General features: G+C 41.9%; 22 protein-coding genes. 9 read left to right on the top strand and 13 right to left on the bottom strand.

Features of this window, described 5'->3' with window-relative positions:
• Positions 1–42: 42 nt before the first annotated feature.
• From ED605_RS03850 to ED605_RS03840, 3 genes are all read right to left on the bottom strand, one after another.
• Positions 43–819, bottom strand: a complete 777-nt coding sequence (locus ED605_RS03850) for a YibE/F family protein (protein WP_121977573.1) — start codon at positions 817–819, stop codon at positions 43–45.
• Positions 819–1,934, bottom strand: coding sequence for a YibE/F family protein (locus ED605_RS03845; protein ID WP_121977572.1), 1,116 nt, complete (start codon positions 1,932–1,934; stop codon positions 819–821). The genes ED605_RS03850 and ED605_RS03845 overlap by 1 nt, the downstream gene beginning before the upstream one ends.
• Before the next feature lie 235 nt (positions 1,935–2,169).
• Complete coding sequence (locus tag ED605_RS03840) at positions 2,170–2,604, bottom strand: universal stress protein (RefSeq protein ID WP_121977571.1); 435 nt, start codon at positions 2,602–2,604, stop codon at positions 2,170–2,172.
• Positions 2,605–2,763: 159 nt separating this feature from the next.
• Between ED605_RS03840 and ED605_RS03835 the strand changes: the two genes are divergently transcribed.
• Positions 2,764–3,531, top strand: a complete 768-nt coding sequence (locus ED605_RS03835; protein WP_225419035.1) for a glucose 1-dehydrogenase — start codon at positions 2,764–2,766, stop codon at positions 3,529–3,531.
• 81 nt (positions 3,532–3,612) lie between these two features.
• Here the strand turns inward: ED605_RS03835 and ED605_RS03830 are convergent, their stop codons facing one another.
• The gene (locus ED605_RS03830; protein ID WP_121977569.1) at positions 3,613–4,086 is read right to left on the bottom strand and encodes an acyl-CoA thioester hydrolase; all 474 of its coding nucleotides are present in this window, start codon (positions 4,084–4,086) and stop codon (positions 3,613–3,615) included.
• A gap of 244 nt (positions 4,087–4,330) precedes the next feature.
• On the opposite strand from ED605_RS03830, the gene ED605_RS03825 reads away from it, so the two are divergent.
• Positions 4,331–5,401: a 2,3-butanediol dehydrogenase gene (locus tag ED605_RS03825; RefSeq protein ID WP_121977851.1), complete on the top strand. Its 1,071-nt coding sequence runs from the start codon at positions 4,331–4,333 to the stop codon at positions 5,399–5,401.
• Positions 5,402–5,965: 564 nt separating this feature from the next.
• Positions 5,966–6,634, top strand: a complete 669-nt coding sequence (locus ED605_RS03820) for a hypothetical protein (protein ID WP_121977568.1) — start codon at positions 5,966–5,968, stop codon at positions 6,632–6,634.
• A gap of 83 nt (positions 6,635–6,717) precedes the next feature.
• Here ED605_RS03820 and ED605_RS03815 read toward each other — a convergent pair whose 3' ends face one another.
• The 3 genes from ED605_RS03815 to ED605_RS03805 all read right to left on the bottom strand — a co-directional run bounded on the left by ED605_RS03815 (position 6,718) and on the right by ED605_RS03805 (position 8,331).
• Complete coding sequence (locus ED605_RS03815) at positions 6,718–7,185, bottom strand: GNAT family N-acetyltransferase (RefSeq protein ID WP_121977567.1); 468 nt, start codon at positions 7,183–7,185, stop codon at positions 6,718–6,720.
• A gap of 119 nt (positions 7,186–7,304) precedes the next feature.
• On the bottom strand, positions 7,305–7,637 hold the full coding sequence (locus ED605_RS03810) for an AzlD domain-containing protein (RefSeq protein ID WP_121977566.1): 333 nt from the start codon (positions 7,635–7,637) through the stop codon (positions 7,305–7,307).
• Complete coding sequence (locus ED605_RS03805; RefSeq protein WP_121977565.1) at positions 7,624–8,331, bottom strand: AzlC family ABC transporter permease; 708 nt, start codon at positions 8,329–8,331, stop codon at positions 7,624–7,626. Before ED605_RS03805 ends, ED605_RS03810 begins: the two co-directional genes overlap by 14 nt.
• A gap of 204 nt (positions 8,332–8,535) precedes the next feature.
• Here ED605_RS03805 and ED605_RS03800 point away from each other — a divergent pair, with 204 nt between their 5' ends.
• Both ED605_RS03800 and ED605_RS03795 read left to right on the top strand, forming a co-directional pair.
• Complete coding sequence (locus ED605_RS03800) at positions 8,536–9,102, top strand: helix-turn-helix domain-containing protein (protein WP_121977564.1); 567 nt, start codon at positions 8,536–8,538, stop codon at positions 9,100–9,102.
• A 129-nt stretch (positions 9,103–9,231) separates the two neighbouring features.
• Entirely contained in the window at positions 9,232–9,486 is a 255-nt protein-coding gene (locus ED605_RS03795) for a hypothetical protein (RefSeq protein WP_121977563.1), read from the top strand.
• 101 nt (positions 9,487–9,587) lie between these two features.
• On the opposite strand, the gene ED605_RS03790 is transcribed toward ED605_RS03795, so the two are convergent.
• From ED605_RS03790 to ED605_RS03775, 4 genes are all read right to left on the bottom strand, one after another.
• Positions 9,588–10,322 (bottom strand): sulfite exporter TauE/SafE family protein, encoded by a 735-nt coding sequence (locus tag ED605_RS03790; protein WP_121977562.1) that lies wholly within the window; start codon positions 10,320–10,322, stop codon positions 9,588–9,590.
• A 138-nt stretch (positions 10,323–10,460) separates the two neighbouring features.
• Positions 10,461–10,682 carry a hypothetical protein gene (locus ED605_RS03785; RefSeq protein ID WP_121977561.1) on the bottom strand — a complete coding sequence of 74 codons (222 nt, stop codon included), beginning with the start codon at positions 10,680–10,682 and terminating at the stop codon, positions 10,461–10,463.
• A 96-nt stretch (positions 10,683–10,778) separates the two neighbouring features.
• A complete protein-coding gene (locus ED605_RS03780; protein ID WP_121977560.1) occupies positions 10,779–12,104 on the bottom strand; it encodes a replication-associated recombination protein A in 1,326 nt (441 codons plus the stop codon).
• A 202-nt stretch (positions 12,105–12,306) separates the two neighbouring features.
• Positions 12,307–12,642, bottom strand: a complete 336-nt coding sequence (locus ED605_RS03775) for a hypothetical protein (RefSeq protein WP_121977559.1) — start codon at positions 12,640–12,642, stop codon at positions 12,307–12,309.
• 262 nt (positions 12,643–12,904) lie between these two features.
• Here ED605_RS03775 and ED605_RS03770 point away from each other — a divergent pair, with 262 nt between their 5' ends.
• Complete coding sequence (locus ED605_RS03770; RefSeq protein ID WP_121977558.1) at positions 12,905–13,120, top strand: hypothetical protein; 216 nt, start codon at positions 12,905–12,907, stop codon at positions 13,118–13,120.
• 382 nt (positions 13,121–13,502) lie between these two features.
• Here ED605_RS03770 and ED605_RS03765 read toward each other — a convergent pair whose 3' ends face one another.
• Positions 13,503–14,399, bottom strand: coding sequence for a polyphosphate kinase 2 family protein (locus tag ED605_RS03765; RefSeq protein WP_121977557.1), 897 nt, complete (start codon positions 14,397–14,399; stop codon positions 13,503–13,505).
• Positions 14,400–14,544: 145 nt separating this feature from the next.
• Here ED605_RS03765 and ED605_RS03760 point away from each other — a divergent pair, with 145 nt between their 5' ends.
• Positions 14,545–14,958, top strand: a complete 414-nt coding sequence (locus tag ED605_RS03760; protein WP_121977556.1) for a hypothetical protein — start codon at positions 14,545–14,547, stop codon at positions 14,956–14,958.
• A gap of 113 nt (positions 14,959–15,071) precedes the next feature.
• On the opposite strand, the gene ED605_RS03755 is transcribed toward ED605_RS03760, so the two are convergent.
• On the bottom strand, positions 15,072–15,782 hold the full coding sequence (locus ED605_RS03755) for a TIGR00266 family protein (protein WP_121977555.1): 711 nt from the start codon (positions 15,780–15,782) through the stop codon (positions 15,072–15,074).
• 223 nt (positions 15,783–16,005) lie between these two features.
• On the opposite strand from ED605_RS03755, the gene ED605_RS03750 reads away from it, so the two are divergent.
• The gene (locus tag ED605_RS03750; RefSeq protein ID WP_121977554.1) at positions 16,006–16,479 is read left to right on the top strand and encodes a FeoA family protein; all 474 of its coding nucleotides are present in this window, start codon (positions 16,006–16,008) and stop codon (positions 16,477–16,479) included.
• A 2-nt stretch (positions 16,480–16,481) separates the two neighbouring features.
• Positions 16,482–17,445 (top strand): ferrous iron transporter B (locus ED605_RS03745; RefSeq protein WP_162919738.1); only part of this gene is annotated, 964 nt, incomplete at its 3' end.

Here is a 17,445-nt window from a genome sequence, read left to right as displayed (position 1 = left end):
CCAATAATTTAATTTATCTCACCCAAAAATTAGTTAATCAATTTAATCAGACTTAGCCTTCTCTTTTTCCTGTTTACGTTTTAACCGGCGGCTCATCATCAATGTCGTCCCGGGAATTGTCAGTACCACTCCGATTAATGAGATGATAATGGCAATTAATTCCGCCGCAAAAACTTTATCATTCAAGATATCGCCAAGTGAGTAATGTAAACCATAAAACCAGATAAACAACCCCATCGAACTCCCGAAGAAGCCAAAGAACAGCGTATTGACCGCCGTTCCAATAATCTGCTTACCAATCACCAAGCCATCAAAAAACAGCTGTGAACTCTTGATTTTAGGGTGTTGAGTGACAATTTCATCCAACCCAGACGCAATGGCAATGGCTGCTTCAGCAATCGCTCCCAATGAACTCAAGATGGCCGTTGAAATTACCAATTTGGTAAAACTAATGCCGACATATAACGACAAGCCCTCCAATTCTTCACTATCTTCAAGGCCGAAGCCGCCAACTCTCGCCCAATATTCAATTGGAATAATTAATAGAATCAAGACGATCAAAATCAAAACCGAGGCTTGAAAAGCAGTGGCCGACGCGTTGTCACTGGCACTGCTCCAAAAGATGGTGATCGAAAGTAAGATGACGCTGGCCACCAGTGTCACCGCAATTGGTGGCAAATGAAAGGCCATCAGGACAATGCTAAAGAAAAGGATGCCAAAGTTGATCAACATGCTTAAGAAAGCGGCAATCCCCTGCTTACCGCCAACAATTATCATCAAAATCAATAACAGAATGCCTAAAGTGGTCAACGAGCCCATTAGCGACCATCTCCCTTAATCCACAGACCGGCGAACAGACTGGATAGGATAACGGTCAGTACGATCCCGATGCCACTAATCAAGCTTGAGGTCATCCCCAACGACATGTTCATTGAAAACGAATATTTCCAAGTATTCCCGTTTTTCAAATACAACAGTGTCATTGGAATTGTTTCCGCCATGAAAATAAAGAATAAGACGTTGATCAGTGGCCCCATGATTGATTTACCAATCTGACGCCCGGAATTAAATACCTGGAGCTTACTGAGTTGCGGTCGTTCCTGCTTTAAAGTTGCCAAAGAAGCCACGATATCGGTCGCTTCATCCATTACGGCACCCAAAACGCCAATGAGGACTTCCGCCAGAAAGAGCGGCTTGGGTAATTGGGTGACGTATTGCATCGATTCATAATACATTCCCTTTTCATGAGTCACCCCAAACACCAGCAATGTGAGTAGAATCGTTAATGCCGTCGCGGCAAGGACTGCCGATAATGTTACCAGCATTTTTCGGTTCCAGCCCATTACCAAAAATAAGGTGATGAAGCAAAAAATCACCGCCAGCACACTAAAAATTGGAATCACCGCGGCACCGTTATTGTGATGATCAATTTTAACGGCTGCCCAAAATAATAGGGTATTAATCACAATACTCCCAATCACTGTGACCCCTCTGAGCTTCAAAATAACAAATAACAAACTCACCGCCAGTGCCAATAAAAAGACAATCGGCGCATCTCGTTTTAAATCATTAACAGTTGCGTGCAGCTTAGGCTTGGTATGTAGTGAGATGAAGAGTTTCTGGCCGACTTTATATTGGTGATCCATGGCTCCCGAATTTGAATAGGCATTCTGAATTTTCATCTTTTTGCCAGCATACTTACCATTAGTCAAATGGCCAAAAAGGACCTGCTGATGGTAGTAATCAACATTATGAAATTCATCACTCATCTTGGTCACTTTCCCTTTAGCGACCTTTGTTACCTGAAAAATCGGTTCCGAATAGAGTTGATCGTTATGTTCAGTGATTAATACCGCTACCAAGCAAAATCCGATCACCGCCAGGATTTGAATCCAGGTCATTTTATTCATTAATTTAGAAGCCATGGTCCACATCTTTTCGCTTAAAATTTAGCACTATTGTAACATTGATGATTTTATCATGCTTTTAGTCAGCCGAATATTAAGAAAAATAAAAGAGTCGGCATTGGCCTTAAAAAGTCACTAATCAAAAAAGCCTAAGCAAAGTATCAACTTTACCCAGGTTTATCAAGCCTACTTTTGAGTTGCTATTCCTTAATACCTTAATTTTCAAAGAATCAACGTTCTGTGTTAACGCATTCTGTTACGTTCACTTTGGATAATCAATCACCATAACATTGACCGTCGAGTGGCGAACAACATAGGCAGTCGTTGAGCCTAAGATGGCCCGCGACAGACCATTAACACCTGATTTACCCATGACAATCAAGGAAGCGCCGTATTTTTCCGGAAGGTCCTTTGCGATTTGAATTTTAGGAATGCCAACCACAAAATGAGTTTCCACTTTTGCGCCTAATTTTTCGGCTGCTTCTCTGGCATCATCCAAAATCTCTTCAGCCCGTTCCCGAAACGATTGCATGACATCCTGGCCTAAAGTAACCCCATACTGAACATAACGTTGATCACTGGCCACCGAAACGATCTGAAGGGTTGAGCCAAATTGCTTGGCCAATTTAGCTGCTTCCGTAACCGCTCGACTTGAGTTCTTACTACCATCAACTGGTACCAAAATTGTTTCATACATTTTCTATCGCCTCCATTATTTACTCTACAAGTTTAGTTTACCATTATCTGTTTGAAAGCAACCATCTGAAGAATTAAAAAGCTCAAAAATTGGAAGCGCCATCAAAATCGATTAAACTAGATGTGGGTTAAATCACTTATTATCAAGGAGGTCATTTCAATGGATAAACCATTATTAGCAGGAAAAATGACAATCATTACTGGCGCCGGATCAGGCATGGGTGCCGCAATGGCCAAACTGTTCGCATCAGAAGGGGCCAAAGTCGTTGCAGCCGATTTAAATCTCGATCGTGCAAACGAAGTCGTTAGTGATATTCAAAAAGCAGGTAATCAGGCCATCGCAGTCAAGGCTAACGTGGCCAACCAAGCCGACATTTCAGCCATGTTCTCATCTGCCAAGGAACAGTACGGACCAGTCGATATTTTGGTTAATAACGCCGGTATTATGGATAATATGGCTGCCGTGGGTGACTTGGAAGACGATGAATGGACAAAGGTCATGACCGTTAACACCAATAGTGTGATGTATGGCATGCGGGCCGCTATTCAAGAATTTCTTCCCCGGCACACCGGTGTTATCCTAAACATTGCTTCAGTTGGCGGTACAAATGGCGCCCGGGCCGGTGCTGCCTATACTGCCTCAAAGCACGCGGTTGTTGGTCTGACGAAAAATACAGCGTATATGTACGCTAACGAAGGCATTCGCGTCAACGCCATTGCCCCTGGTGGGATTGCTACCAACATCAGTCAAAGCATGGGAAACGTCAATCAATTCGGGATGAAGCGTCAAATGACCGGCATGCAAACATCTCCAAAGCCGGGAACTCCTGACGAAATTGCCAACGTTGCCCTGTTCCTGGTTTCAGATGGTGCCCGCTACATTAACGGTGCGATTGTCCCCGTTGATGGCGGTTGGACTGCTTATTAACCATGGCATTTCAGACTAAATCAGTTAATTCTTAAAATTGCACATCCGGGATTACTCCTATGACGTGCATTTTTATGCTTGTTAATTATTTAGATGAGTAATTAACTCACGATTTTCACGTAAGGTCTTTTGTCGCTGCTTCAGTCGCTGCTGATAATGACTAACCAAATAGATTTCTTCGTCGGTTTCCGGCATCAACTTTGGAAAATGAATTTCCTCAAGTGGGTTCGTCACAACTAATGTGCAAAATGACATAAACGCCAATCTGGTTTTCTTGGTTTGTTGGTCATACGCTTCAAATTTGGTAAACACTTCAACTGCTTTTTGGTCAGCACCGGTCACATATGATAGACACTTACTGATGTCACTCGGTCCGATGGGCGACAAAAATTGGGTATAGTCATAGCCGGCAGTCACAAACGATAAGTGACTCGGCAAAAATTTGACCGCTGCCAACCCCGCATTAGCATCAAGAATTTCTAAAGTCCGGCCACCAAATTGAATTTGACTATTATTGGTGTTAGCAGGAAAAATGTAACTTTCATGGACAGCCAATGTCTGGGCACAAGTAATTTTTTCAACGATAATGGATCACTCCAGTCTAATTTGTGCAAATCTGCTTATTCACATGATACCCTTTTCATATGCGTTCGGACAACTAATAACGTTCATAAACGCTCAGAACTACCTTGTGAATTTTATCTAGTAACTCCAAGTATTTTATTGTTAGCGCTTTCTAAAAGTTGTAAAATAAAGGTGTACAGAAAAAGAACATTTTCACTTAGGAGGCCGTTTAATGATGAAAGCAGTACGGATTTATGGTGAAAAAGATATTCGGGTTGAAGATGTTGAGATTCCGGAACCCAAGGATGATCAGGTCCAGTTAAAGGTTAAATATTGTGGTATTTGTGGCAGTGATTTGCATGCCTACTTGGAAGGTTGGGGACTGCCAACTGTGCCTTATCCATTAACCGGCAAAACGGTACCAATTACCTTAGGCCACGAATTTTCAGGTGAGGTTGTCAAGGTCGGCAAAGACGTCGACAACCTGAAAGTTGGTGATCACGTTGCCGTTGAACCACTACTGGCTTGCGGCAAATGTGAAAACTGCCGGGCCGGCAACTATAACTTCTGTAACCGAGCTGTTTCGACGGATGGCGCTGGTAACTTCCTTGGTTTCTCAGAAGATGGTGGCATGGCACAGTATGCCAACGTCCAAGGTGTCTTTGCTCACAAGCTGCCAGAAGACATGAGTTTTGAACTTGGCGCATTGGCTGAACCAACCGCTGTTGTCTATGAAGCGATCAAAAAGAGTCATCTGCGTGAAGGTCAAAGTGTTGGTGTAATGGGTGCCGGCCCAATCGGATTACTTGAAGCCCTCTTGGCAAAGCTTGCCGGCGCGACTAAAGTCTACATTGTGGATGTTTCAAAGGTTCGACTTGCCAAAGCCAAAGAACTTGGTTTGGAAAATGCGCTTGATCCAACTCAGGTAGACGTTGAAAAAGAGATTAAAAAGGACTTTCCAAACGGCGTCGACATTACATTTGAATGTGCCGGGGTTCAAGCGACCTTCGATACAGCATTAAAGATCACCAAGCGAACCGGGACCTTACAAATTGTCGCACTTTATGGCAAACCATTAACCATGAATATGACCGATGACTTAATTATGCAGGGGCTCGATATTATCACCACCCTCTGTTACAATAATTCTTTCCCAAATGTTTTGGGAATTATCGATAACCATAAAGACCTCTTCAAGAAAATTGTCACTAAGAAAGTCAGCCTTGACGATGCTTTAGATCAAGGAATCAAGGCATTAGCAACCGATAAATCACAGGTTAAGATTTTAATTGACCCGGCACTATAAATAGTGAGCGGAGCACAGCGCTTAATGTTCGGAGTGTAAGACGTTGATTTTGGAAATCCCGCTTCTGGATTTTTAAAATCAGTCTCTTACATGCAGAACATTGCTGGGCGAAGCTGTCCTAATATTAGTGAGCGGATTCAAGCGGTTAGACTTCGGAGTGTAAGGCGTTGATTCGGAAAATCCGGGGCTTGGATTTTTTGAATCAATCCCTTACGCGCAGAAGTCTGCTTGAAGGAGCTGTCCTAATATTAGTGAGCGGAGCACAGCGCTTAACACCCGAAAGATTAAGGGAAGTCGGCATCCTCCTTCCGCCATTCCCACTTCCTGGTTTTATTAGGCGGAAGGAAATTGGATAGTTACCTCCTTAAAAGACAGAATGAGCACCCTGATTAATCAAACGGGTGCTCATTTTGATTGTCAAATTTCATTGACAGTCAGTTACACCACTTGTCTAAAAATTGGAAAATCTGGGGTAAACGATAATTTGAGTGCTTTTGTTAAACTACAACATGGTGTAGACTAAGAACAACTAGTGTTTATCAATCTAAACAAAGGGGTATTATCATGCATATTCGTAAATTCATCACGGGCGGGATTGTTTTAGGAACATTATTTTTAGGCGTTTTTCAATCGCCAACTATCAGTCACGCGTCAAATACTTTTTCTAAAAACGAAGTCAGCGGACCATCCGGTTACTTTGCCAATGATACCAAAGGGGTTGCCTTTCATTGGAAAAACATTAAAACCAACAGCGGCATTCACACCGTCATCTTTTTTGGCGACTTTAATACACCTAAGATTCAGCTCGGGATCCCACTGAAGAACAGTCTTAGTGCCAATAAACGGACTTTAACTTCTAAGTACCAACTTTCAAGTACTAAAAAGACCCGTTCCTTTAAATTGACCAAGCTAAGCCAGACCAAATATCGGGTTAAACTTGCCAAAATTGGCCAAAGTTATCTGCCAAGTACCAGTGGTAAAACCTATACATTCACCAAATCAGCTAAATCACCAGCAAGTCGTTTAGCTAACCGCCACACCCGACCAGTTTTACTTAAAAATTATGAACGTCAGCTAAACAATAATTTGCAAAAACAATATCAAAAGCAAAAGGCCGCCGGCAAAAATATCAAGGACCCGGCAACCGATACAGAAGTTCAAGCTAAAGTTAAACAAGTCGCCCAAAAAGCAACCAACAAAAGTTTAAAACAAATTGTCCAAGCCTTTAATTAAAGCAAAAGCGCCGATTAGTATGTCCAGCAAAAAAGACTACTAATCGGCGCTTTTGGATCAAGTGGATTGATTTTAAAGTCAACTTAGTTTGATAACTTTTTTTCCATGTTAATATCCGTTACTTTAAACCCACTTTCTTCATATAAATGGCGTGCCCGTTGGTTATCACCAAAAACGTGTAACGCTATATTTTTAAAACCCAGCTTAACCGCTTCGGCATCAACTAACTTCAAAGCCTGTTTGCCGATTCCTTGATTCTGGTAATCCTTAACAATTCGAATATCGTATATAAACGCGGTTTCCGGATTGTCCTGGCTCTTGGCCAACCAAATGACCCCTACCCTAGTATCGTCCTGATCAATTCGATAGAAATAATTATTTGGGGTTTGAATCCCATTTGGCAGCAAACGTTGATATTCTTCACTTGCTTTTTGAAACGCCAATTGTTCCGTCCAAGTGCCAGCTTTAACCTTTTCACCGGCATAATTAGTCACTGCCGTTGATAAATAAGCATCATAATCCTTTTGTGACATGGGTTTTAATGTAAGCATGGGCATCCCTCCAAGTTGTTAGTTAAGTCTATTATACCAGTAACCAGTTACATAACTTGGGGATAATTTTTTGACTGACGCCTTATCTTCCGGGTGTTAACCGCCGGGCTTCGCTCACTCTACATTCCCATCACCAGTCTCAAAAAGCCCAACGAAATTACCCCAACCACAACAGTTACTAACAAGCTCTTAGAAATTATCGCACTCAAAATAGTTGGCAATGATGCGATTAAATTCGGGATATTTAGAGAGGGTAATTGTCCTAAATGCTGAATAAACAGATTTTCAAACCACAGCGCCGACATAATCGCAATTGGGACAAAGCTTAAAAATTCAATCACACCCGAAGACAGCCTAAATTTTTTTAAAATGACAAACGGTAGAATTCTCGACAACCAAGTCGCAATGCCGGATCCCAAAATGGTTAAAAAAACAAAACTAGAAGAAGGCATGCTTCATCACCACCCCAAACGCACAAGCTGAAAGTGTCACCACTAATGTTAATAGATTGGCCGGAATAAAAATAATTCCCACAAAGGTTGCCACCAAAACAAACGCCACTACTAATAATTGCAACTTAAACTTGATTGACTTATCACTAATCAGTTGCAAATATAACAGGCCAATAAACATGGAAACCAAGGCAAAATCCAAGCCGAATTTTTCCGGATTGCTAATGAAATTTCCCAGCAAGGCACCAACCAGCGATGCCAAAGCCCAAGCTGAATAGGCAAACCAGTTCACCGTATTAAACCAGGAAAAGTTTAATTTTCGACCGGTATAGTTTAACTTATTCATTCCAAGAGCAAAGCTTTCATCGGTTACCAAACCACCAAGAATAATATTCTTCAGTAAGCTTTCTTGTTTAAAATAGGGTGCTAACGTCGTACTCATCAAAATCATTCGTGAATTGACCAGGAATGCTGACAAAATAATTGACACCATCGGACTATGGGTTACCAACATACTGACAATAATAAATTGCGAAGCACCACCATATGTAATTAACGACATTAACGTGATCATCAATGGGCTGATTCCTGAAGCCTTACCCACAATACCGTACGCCAACCCAATTCCTATGTAACCAAATACGGTCGGCAACGTCTCCTTGGCTGCACTGGAAACTGTCAGTTCATTATCCATGCACCATTCCCCCATTTCATTATTAATTTAGAAGATTATCAATGATCCCTAAAATGCTTTATCATGCATCGCTTAACAACACTGATTATTGACTTTAATTCCAAAGATTGTTTAAAATAAGAGACGAACGTATAATATATTGAACATTAAAAGAATTTTAATGCATTTTTCATTTGATGTCAACACCATTTGGGGGCTTTTGCAATGGATATCGGTACAATTGTGAGCGCAAATTTAAGGAAAATTCGGCTTGAAAAAGGATTCAGTTTAACAAAACTATCAGAACTTGCCGGTGTCAGTAAGGGAATGTTGTCTCAAATCGAAAATAACGGAACCAGTCCAACCATTAATACTATTTGGAAAATTTGTGCCGGCTTAGGTGTGCCCTACACCGCATTGTTAGAAGGCCAAGTTCAAAGTATGACTGTCATCCCAAAAGCAGCCACTGCGCAGCAGACCTCAGCCGATGGCCACTATCGCATTTATTGCTACTATCCGGATTCAGCTCATCACAATCTTGAGCTGTTTCAAATGGAACTGGATCAAGCAGCCGATTACACATCGATCGGCCATTCCAAAGCCAACGCCGCTGGCCATTCAGAGGAATACATTATGGTCCTCAATGGCCAACTCACCTTGGAAGTTTCCGGCCAAACTTTAGTCTTAAACCCCGATGATACGACCCGGTTTGATTCAACCGGCAAACACATTTATCGTAATACTGGTCAAGGTGTTTTGAAAACAATGATCATTAATTTCTATCCGATCTGAAACTTTTTCAAAAAATTGATAAAGCAGCTTGCACTTTCACCAAGTTTGAAATACAATGAAATTCCCTAAAGCCATCAAGACTTTTAGGGAAATTGATTTCTTCAACCTATTTGAAACGGAGGCATTCCTATGACTCAAGTTAGCATGGTGAAAGTTCGTCCTTTTGTATTGAAAGTAAGTGGTCAGAAAGTCTTATTCGCACCAAATTATCCAGAAGATGCCCGTAAACGCTTCGTTAAGCTCAAGAAGCGAGCAGACAAAGATCCGTTTGATACCGATGCAGAATTCGATTTGGCAATTGAAGATAAACTACGAATCGATGCCTTGAACAGTTATTATGAAGAGGCCGAGGACAAAGTTGGCTTTCGTGCTGAGGTAGGTTGATTAACAAACAACAGTCATTCACTGATTTAATGAATTAATTGCGGTATCGATCACCAGATTGGTGATTGATACCGCAATTTTTATCATTAGGCAATCCATTTTCAGGCTTTTAAAAATAGCAGCACACCAAAAACAATTAGTAATCCATAAACGTATTTAACCATTAGCGCATTATCGATATGATCCGCCAGCCAGTTTCCCAGTGGGATCACAATTAGTAGTAACGGCACAATTACCGCCAGCAAAACAAAAACCTCACTTTGCCAGAAACCAGCTACAGCCTGACTGGCAACCACTAGACAGCCCACAAACAGAAAGTGAGCCTGCAAAATTCCACGTAACGCCATCACTGGCCACTTTTTTAACGTCCCATAAACGACAATTGGCACGCCGTGGCTGTTGTAAGCACTTCCCATGACACCGGAAATTAGTCCAGCCAAATAATCAAAGAACGGCGACTGGAAATGTGGTTTACCAATTTTTTGCCGTAAAATCTTAATCAGACAATAGCTGCCATAGGCCATTAGAAAAAGGCTTAAGAAGCGCATGACGATTGTCCGATTAACATATTTAATCACCAAGATCCCAACCGGCACACCAAGAAGTGACCCGATTACCAGCCGCCGAACAATCGCAAAGTTAATGTGAACCCGGTATCGAACTGCTCCCGGTAATGCGACAATCAGTCCTAAGGCCCCGATTAACGCCACCGACGTTTTCAAATCAAAAGAAATGAGCGCCAATAAAGGCATCGTTACCAGTGCCTCGCCAAACCCAAAAACTGTCCGGACCAAAGCCCCAAACAATGCAATCAAAACTACCAAAGCAAACATCATTTCCCGCCCAACTCTTTTCAAATTATCAATATTAATAGTTTAGCCAAAAATCGGACCAATCGCAAAGTTTCCTTTGACAATTGATCCGGTTCTTAATTTTTTGGGTAGGAAAGATTCTTAGGAATGACTTTTGTCCGCTCACTTCTTCTTATAATTCTCCCACGCCTTCAAACCTGCTTCGGTTAAGCCCTCTACCGAGTCATTTTCGCTTTTAATCAAACCAGCCTCGATCAATGGGCGTGGGTTCCCACCAATCGCGTTATCGCAGTAGTCAACAAAATGACTAATCAACGTCCCGGATTCAACTCGGCCGGATTTAATGGCGTTTAAGATGTCAAAATCAGTCTGTGATAATTCCATGAGTTAAGACTCCTTTCTTTTTCGCTCATTATTATAGCTGAAAGGCAGTTTGTTCATGGAAATAACGCCCGGAAAGTTAACGGCAACTAAGAATTGTTAATTTCGATGCTGAGCTTCCCACTGTTTAATTTGCGCTAGCCGCCGTTTAAACCGACCCTCATTTCCCTGGTCAGTCGGTTCGTAATAAGTATGACCAATCAGCGAATCCGGTAACGTCTGCATCGTGGTTAACTTATCTTTAGCTTCATGAGCGTACTGATACCCCTTACCATAACCCAGGTTGGCCATTAACGACGTCGGGGCGTTCCGTAATTGCAGTGGCACCGGTTCGTTTACCGAATGTTTGACATCCTCAGCCGCCTTCAATTTTGCCTTATAGACAGCGTTGGATTTTGGCGCCAATGATAAATAAATCACGGCCTCTGTGAGATGAACATCACATTCAGGCATCCCAATAAATTGGCAGGCCTGAAAAACATTTACAGCAACGTTCAAAGCATTGGTATCTGCCAAGCCAATGTCTTCACTGGCAAATCGGACCAATCGCCGAGCAATATAGAGCGGGTCTTCACCGCCGTTCATCATTCGAGACAACCAATACACAGCCGCATCCGCGTCACTGTTTCGCATTGATTTATGAAGGGCAGAAATCAAATTATAATGTTCCTCACCATTTTTATCGTACAGAAATGATTTGGTTGCCATCAATTGGTGAAGATTATCGGTTGAAACATTAATTTGCCCATTAACTTTTTCACTATTGTTAACCGCCATTTCCAGGGTATTTAAAGCCACTCTGGCATCCCCATTGGCAAACTCGGCAATCTGCTTAATTGCTGAGTCAGTGATGTTAACAGATTGTTTACCAAAACCATCTGGATGAACCAACGCATGCTTGATTAACTGGATAATCTCAGCAACCTGAAGCGGCTTTAACACAAATACTTTACAGCGGGAAAGCAATGCCGAGTTAATCTCAAAAGATGGATTCTCAGTTGTTGCCCCGATTAGGGTAATGCTGCCCTTTTCGACAAACGGCAGAAAGGCATCTTGTTGAGCTTTGTTGAAGCGGTGAATTTCGTCAACAAACACAATGGTTTTACCACCCATTTCCCGATTAGCTTCAGCATCCTTCATTAAATTTCGAATATCTTTAATGCCACTGGTTACCGCACTAAAGGTCACAAACTTAGCTTGCGTTTTTCTGGCAATAATTTCCGCCAACGTCGTCTTTCCAGAACCGGGTGGGCCCCAAAAAATCATTGAAGGAAGTTGGTCGCTTTCAATAATTTCCCGTAACACCTTGCCCTTGCCCAGTAAGTGTTGTTGACCAGCAAATTCGTCGAGTGTTTTAGGCCGCACCCGATAGGCAAGTGGTTGGTTGGCTAAATCATTTCCAGAAAATAATGATTGCTGTTTCAAATCGACACCCCCGATCCAAACAAGTCGACTACCTGATTAATCCTATTGTAACACAATTTGACGAACGTTCGTTCACAAATGGCAGCCGCTCGCTGTATCAAAGGAGACCCAGTTAATTCCAAAACAAAAAGAGGTGGGCGTTTTTAAGCCTCAACCTCTTTTTGAAAATGAGTTTAATTCAATCAAAAGTAGCTTTCTATATTTAAGCAATTAAATCAGCTGCCATGTGAAAGGCATTTGCCAATGAAACACCCTTGCTGGCAAATCGCTTGTTAAGCAGTAGTTGACGGAAGTCTTCAATTGAAATGTGCTCGGTATCCTTAATTGGTACCCCTTGACCACTGTATGAACCAGTTGTCAAAGTTACAACCAAGCCATCACGACTGTCCAGATGGATATCATAGTCCTCGAAGTAATAGGAGTCATCATAATGACCCTTCATTTCCTTGTGGTTTGAAAAGTATTCTCTGATAAAGTCTCGAAAGGCTTCCTTTGACTTCAACGATTCTTTCCATTCGCTTTCAGTTTCTTTAGCCATAATAAAGCTTCCTTTCTCTTTCTCTCTATCAAAAACCGGGATATGTAAATGAGACTCTTATCTCATCTACCAATTTTCATTGTAATCAGGTTATGATTAATTGCAAGCGAAAGAATCACTGAAAACGTTGTCATTACGCTTTTTTTACAAACTTTTTTAAGGGGATTTTGGTAAGCGTTTTAATGTGTTTTTGATGACACTTATTTTATAATGATTGGGACAGGATATATTTGAATGGTCAAATCCGAAGGGGATGAGAATAATGCGTCAGCAACGTCATTTTTACCAAAAGCCATTATTCTGGGGCAGTTTGTTTACAATTTTGATGCTCATTTTTGTGCCGCTCTCTCGCCATTCACCAACCGGCTCATTTGATTGGTGGCTGTCACTGTCAGCCATCATTCTAGCTGTTGGCACCATGCTGGTTGATTTTTTAGGCGTGATCTATTTTCGACACAACCCTCCTAAAAACGGTTGATTAATTTAAAAGTGCTGGCTCTTAGTCGCTAATAAGCAATTCAAAATGACCACCAAACTAACAACTTGGTGGTCATTTTTGTGCGTCATAATTGACGCCTTAGCCTTCGTATATTAATCGCCTGGTTACGCTCACTCTATTAGGACAGCTACCAAAAGCAACACCACTCCAGATAAGGGATCGATTGAAAAAATCCAAAACCGGGATTTTCCCAATCGACGCCTTATCCTCCGGGTGTTAACCGCTTTTATCCGCTCACTAATTTTAGGACAGCTCCTTCAAGCAGACTTCTGCGCATAAGGGATTGATTCAAAAAATCCAAGCCCCGGATTTTCCGAATCAACGCCTTACACTCCGAAGTCTAATCGCTTGAATCCGCTCACTAATTTTTTTCCAACTCATCCAACGCGTTTTCCAGCTGGGCCTTATTTGCCGCATCCAAATCCGGATATTTTAATGGTAACTCCTTCATTCTGCGATCAATAATATCCGAGACACACAATCTGGAATACCACTTATCATCTGATGGAATAATATACCAAGGGTTTTGCTTGGTTGCCGTTTTTTTGATAGCTTTCTCATACGCGTCGACATAGTCATCCCAGTATTGACGCTCTTTAATGTCAGCCGCCGAAAATTTCCAATTATGATCCGGCATTTCAATTCGGCGTCGAAACCGGTTCTTTTGTTCATCCTTTGACATATGCAGGGAAAATTTCAACACCATAAAGCCATTTCGGGTAAGGTAGTCTTCCAAAAATTTGATATCCTGATAACGGCCCTCAAAGAACTGATCATTCACCTGCTTTATTTTACTAATGTTGCCAATATGAGCATCCAAAATCAGCTGAGGATGTACCCGGCTAACCAACACATCTTCATAATAGGAACGATTAAAAATACCGATAATTCCCCGTGACGGCATATGCCGATGAACTCGCCAGAGATAATCATGATTCAGCTCAATTGAAGTTGGCACCTTAAAGCTTGTGACTTCACAACCCTGAGGATTGACACCACTTAAAATATGGCGAATCATACTGTCTTTACCAGAACCGTCCATTCCCTGAAAAATAACCAGAATGCCGAAGCGATTCTGCGCATAAAGTTTGCCCTGCAAATCCTGCAGTGTCAGAATATTATTTTCAATTCGGGCTTTAATCTCCGACTTGCTTAAATGTTCGTCCGTTGCGGCAGTCGGTTTCTTTTTTAGTTTGAGATGATCCTCACCATTATAACGAAATGATTTTTCACGATTGAATAACTTTTTGTTGTCCAAAGAAATCCCTCCCAACAATTCCTGTTTTCACAATAGCACAGGGACATGGCAAATGGCACAATCATGCTTACCTTTGCAAGTCAATTTTGCTTGGTGATTAAATTAGCTCTATCATTAAAACGAATAATAAAATGGAGGAATCATTATGGGATTGTTTGGACCAAAACTGGATCTTCACGAAAAGCGCAAATTATTCATTCTAAAATTTTTGGATAATGACCAGACTCAACCTGGGAAAGCACAACTTCAAGCACTTTTTTCGGCTGCTAAAAAGGCGCACTACACCGATTCAGATATTTTAAAAGAACTGGAAAACTTGGACGCCATTCACGACGTTATGTTAAATCTTGAAGTTTATCAAACTTTTCCCCGCAAATACATCACTTTTGCCTTACAAGGCACCCATTGGCTAACCAGCCAGGGGAAAGCCTACTTGGCACAACTGGAACACCCAAAAGATCAACACGCCGCTGTTACCGATCCTGAAGATGGCCATCGACCGCTTTCAGGCTTTGTCAACGGCACTGTCGATCAAAACGGTCGGATCACCCTTAACTAGTCAGCTTTTTAAGCTACCTGTTCAAAAAAGTTAAAAGAACCAGTTTAAACCGGATTTTCGATTTAAACTGATTCTTTTTTACTTTACTTGTCTCTAATTGTTAATTCCCCCGCTTAATTATTGCTACTGTTATCTGGCATGTAGGGCAACAATAAGTTAGCTAAGCCTTCAATACTCCGAGTTTGAATCAAAATGGTTCCGGTCCCTTTAAAGTGATTCACTAAGCCTTCACCCGTTTTAAAGCCCAAGGTGCCACCAGCAACTTCGATATTGTAATCCAGGTTCTGACTCCAAGCGACCACGTTACTATTATCAACAACGTACTCATCATTTCCCTGTAACTCAACCGAAATGATGTCCGCGTAACCGGAAACCAGAAAGGTCCCCGTTCCCTGGGTCTCCATCACAAATAAGCCACCCGTGCCACCAAAAAACGCCCCGGATAATTTTTGACGAACCATCTGATAACCGGTTCCTTCATCGGAAGCCAAATAAGCACTGGTATTAAGTCGCCATTGAGTTGTCCCATCCGTATGTAATTCACGAATTGCCCCAGGATTAGCTGGTGCGATTAATAACTGACCATTATCGGTTTCGCCAGTTGCAGTCGTAATAAAGAAGCTCTCACCGCTTGTAACTGACCGGCCCAACGCACTTAAAACACCGCCAAGGCCTTTTTTGCCATTACTATTCATATGACCTTCCAATCTCACTTGGCCATTATGCGCAATCATTGCGCCACGCTCCAATTGGATTTGTTCCCCCTTCTTTAAATGAAGTGTCACCGTCGGAAAGGCTGTTTCCTTTGAAATTGTATAATCCATCTTGCAATTCCTCCTTAATTTCTTTTATCCCAGTATAGCAAGAATTTCTTTCCGGCTGGTGATTGGTGTTTTCCATTTACAATTTTTTAGTGATCAATCCTAACTTTTAGCGATTTATCAGAATTTATTTTCGATTCTAATAACTTGATGTTGACAAGATCGATCAAACCAAGCAAAATGTAAATAGTAACAATTACTTTTTACAAAAATAAGGAGTGATTTGATGCAATCACTAGCAGAACTCACCCAACGTGGTGATTATTTGATTCAACAAGTTTTAGGCGAGAAGCGCTTGGTCCACCGGTTAGCTGAAATGGGCCTGACTTCCGGCAAACAATTAACCGTTATGTCACCAGTTCATCAAACCAATGGCATGGTTGTGTACTTCCAAGGACAACGCTTCGCTATGAGTCAAGACATTGCCCAACGTGTGATCGTAACCGGAGTTAATGCCCCAACCAGTACCCAATTACGCCCCTTGGCTGATTTGGCCATTGGTGCGTCGGGGATGGTTAAAAAGATTGTCGGTAGCCAACAACTTCGCCGACGATTATTAGATATGGGGTTGACCAACAACACACTGGTCAAGGTCAACCAAATTGCACCATTAGGGGATCCCATTGAATTGCTCATTCGCGATTACAAATTAAGCTTGCGCAAAAATGACGCCAGTTGCGTTTTGATTAAGGAGATGTAACCATGCCAAAAACAATTTCAATCGCCCTAGTTGGTAATCCCAACAGCGGCAAAACCACCTTATTCAACGTGTTGACCGGTGCTAATCAACACGTCGGTAACTGGCCAGGGGTCACCGTTGAAAAAAAGAGCGGTCAACTAAAAGAGGACAAACACGTAACGGTCCAGGATCTTCCCGGAATTTATTCACTTTCCCCATACAGTACCGAAGAACTCATTACACGACGCTACCTAACTGAGCAAATGCCTGATCGCCTAATTGATGTCATTGACGCAACCAATCTCGAACGAAATCTGTATCTAACGCTGCAGTTGATGGAAACCGGTGTCCCAATAGTTTTGGCCTTGAATATGATCGACCTTGTTAAAAAGCAGCATCGTCGGCGAATTAATCTGCAAAAATTAGCCTACATACTCGGCGTGCCGACAGTGAGTATCAGTGCGTTAAAACACCAACATTTGGATAATTTAACCCACTTGGCAACTGAAGAACCATCCACCAAGGCCTATCCTTATCCGCAATACGACCCACGGATTGAATCAGCCCTCTCGATGATTTTAGACCTGCTGCCAACCAGTTTGTTGCAAAGTCAACGCCGATTTTGGGCGATTAAACTCTTTGAGCGGGACCAGATTGCCTGGCAGGCCTTTCATCTGACACCTCATCAGAAAAATGAAATCGAAAAAATCATCGCAAGTACGGAAAAAATTTTCAACGATTCCAGCGACAGTATTATTGTAAACGCCCGTTATGATTTAATTGCCAAGATCATCCAATTGGCCGTTGTCGATTTAAAAGATTTTTCAGTTTCGATTAGCGACCGGGTGGACCAAATCGTCACCAATCGCTGGTTGGCTTTACCAATTTTTGTCTTGGTCATGTGGGCAGTTTATTATTTATCCATTCAAACCATCGGCACGATTGGCAGTGACTGGGTCAATGACACCCTCTTTGGGGCTTGGATTC

Source organism: Lentilactobacillus raoultii, assembly GCF_900411375.1.
Taxonomy (GTDB): Bacteria; Bacillota; Bacilli; order Lactobacillales; family Lactobacillaceae; genus Lentilactobacillus; species Lentilactobacillus raoultii.
This window is presented reverse-complemented; position numbering and strand designations above follow the sequence as displayed.

What these genes read in the sequence shown, in the direction of transcription:
- ED605_RS03850 (WP_121977573.1), bottom strand. Translation starts at nt 819, where the DNA reads ATGGGCTCGTTGACCACTTTAGGCATTCTGTTATTGATTTTGATGATA.
- ED605_RS03800 (WP_121977564.1), top strand. Translation starts at nt 8,536, where the DNA reads ATGGATATCGGTACAATTGTGAGCGCAAATTTAAGGAAAATTCGGCTT.
- ED605_RS03815 (WP_121977567.1), bottom strand. Translation starts at nt 7,185, where the DNA reads ATGCTTACATTAAAACCCATGTCACAAAAGGATTATGATGCTTATTTA.
- ED605_RS03790 (WP_121977562.1), bottom strand. Translation starts at nt 10,322, where the DNA reads ATGATGTTTGCTTTGGTAGTTTTGATTGCATTGTTTGGGGCTTTGGTC.
- ED605_RS03755 (WP_121977555.1), bottom strand. Translation starts at nt 15,782, where the DNA reads ATGGATTATACAATTTCAAAGGAAACAGCCTTTCCGACGGTGACACTT.
- ED605_RS03810 (WP_121977566.1), bottom strand. Translation starts at nt 7,637, where the DNA reads ATGCCTTCTTCTAGTTTTGTTTTTTTAACCATTTTGGGATCCGGCATT.
- ED605_RS03840 (WP_121977571.1), bottom strand. Translation starts at nt 2,604, where the DNA reads ATGTATGAAACAATTTTGGTACCAGTTGATGGTAGTAAGAACTCAAGT.
- ED605_RS03760 (WP_121977556.1), top strand. Translation starts at nt 14,545, where the DNA reads ATGGGATTGTTTGGACCAAAACTGGATCTTCACGAAAAGCGCAAATTA.
- ED605_RS03750 (WP_121977554.1), top strand. Translation starts at nt 16,006, where the DNA reads ATGCAATCACTAGCAGAACTCACCCAACGTGGTGATTATTTGATTCAA.
- ED605_RS03805 (WP_121977565.1), bottom strand. Translation starts at nt 8,331, where the DNA reads ATGGATAATGAACTGACAGTTTCCAGTGCAGCCAAGGAGACGTTGCCG.
- ED605_RS03825 (WP_121977851.1), top strand. Translation starts at nt 4,331, where the DNA reads ATGAAAGCAGTACGGATTTATGGTGAAAAAGATATTCGGGTTGAAGAT.
- ED605_RS03770 (WP_121977558.1), top strand. Translation starts at nt 12,905, where the DNA reads ATGCGTCAGCAACGTCATTTTTACCAAAAGCCATTATTCTGGGGCAGT.
- ED605_RS03820 (WP_121977568.1), top strand. Translation starts at nt 5,966, where the DNA reads ATGCATATTCGTAAATTCATCACGGGCGGGATTGTTTTAGGAACATTA.
- ED605_RS03785 (WP_121977561.1), bottom strand. Translation starts at nt 10,682, where the DNA reads ATGGAATTATCACAGACTGATTTTGACATCTTAAACGCCATTAAATCC.
- ED605_RS03795 (WP_121977563.1), top strand. Translation starts at nt 9,232, where the DNA reads ATGACTCAAGTTAGCATGGTGAAAGTTCGTCCTTTTGTATTGAAAGTA.
- ED605_RS03835 (WP_225419035.1), top strand. Translation starts at nt 2,764, where the DNA reads ATGGATAAACCATTATTAGCAGGAAAAATGACAATCATTACTGGCGCC.
- ED605_RS03845 (WP_121977572.1), bottom strand. Translation starts at nt 1,934, where the DNA reads ATGTGGACCATGGCTTCTAAATTAATGAATAAAATGACCTGGATTCAA.
- ED605_RS03775 (WP_121977559.1), bottom strand. Translation starts at nt 12,642, where the DNA reads ATGGCTAAAGAAACTGAAAGCGAATGGAAAGAATCGTTGAAGTCAAAG.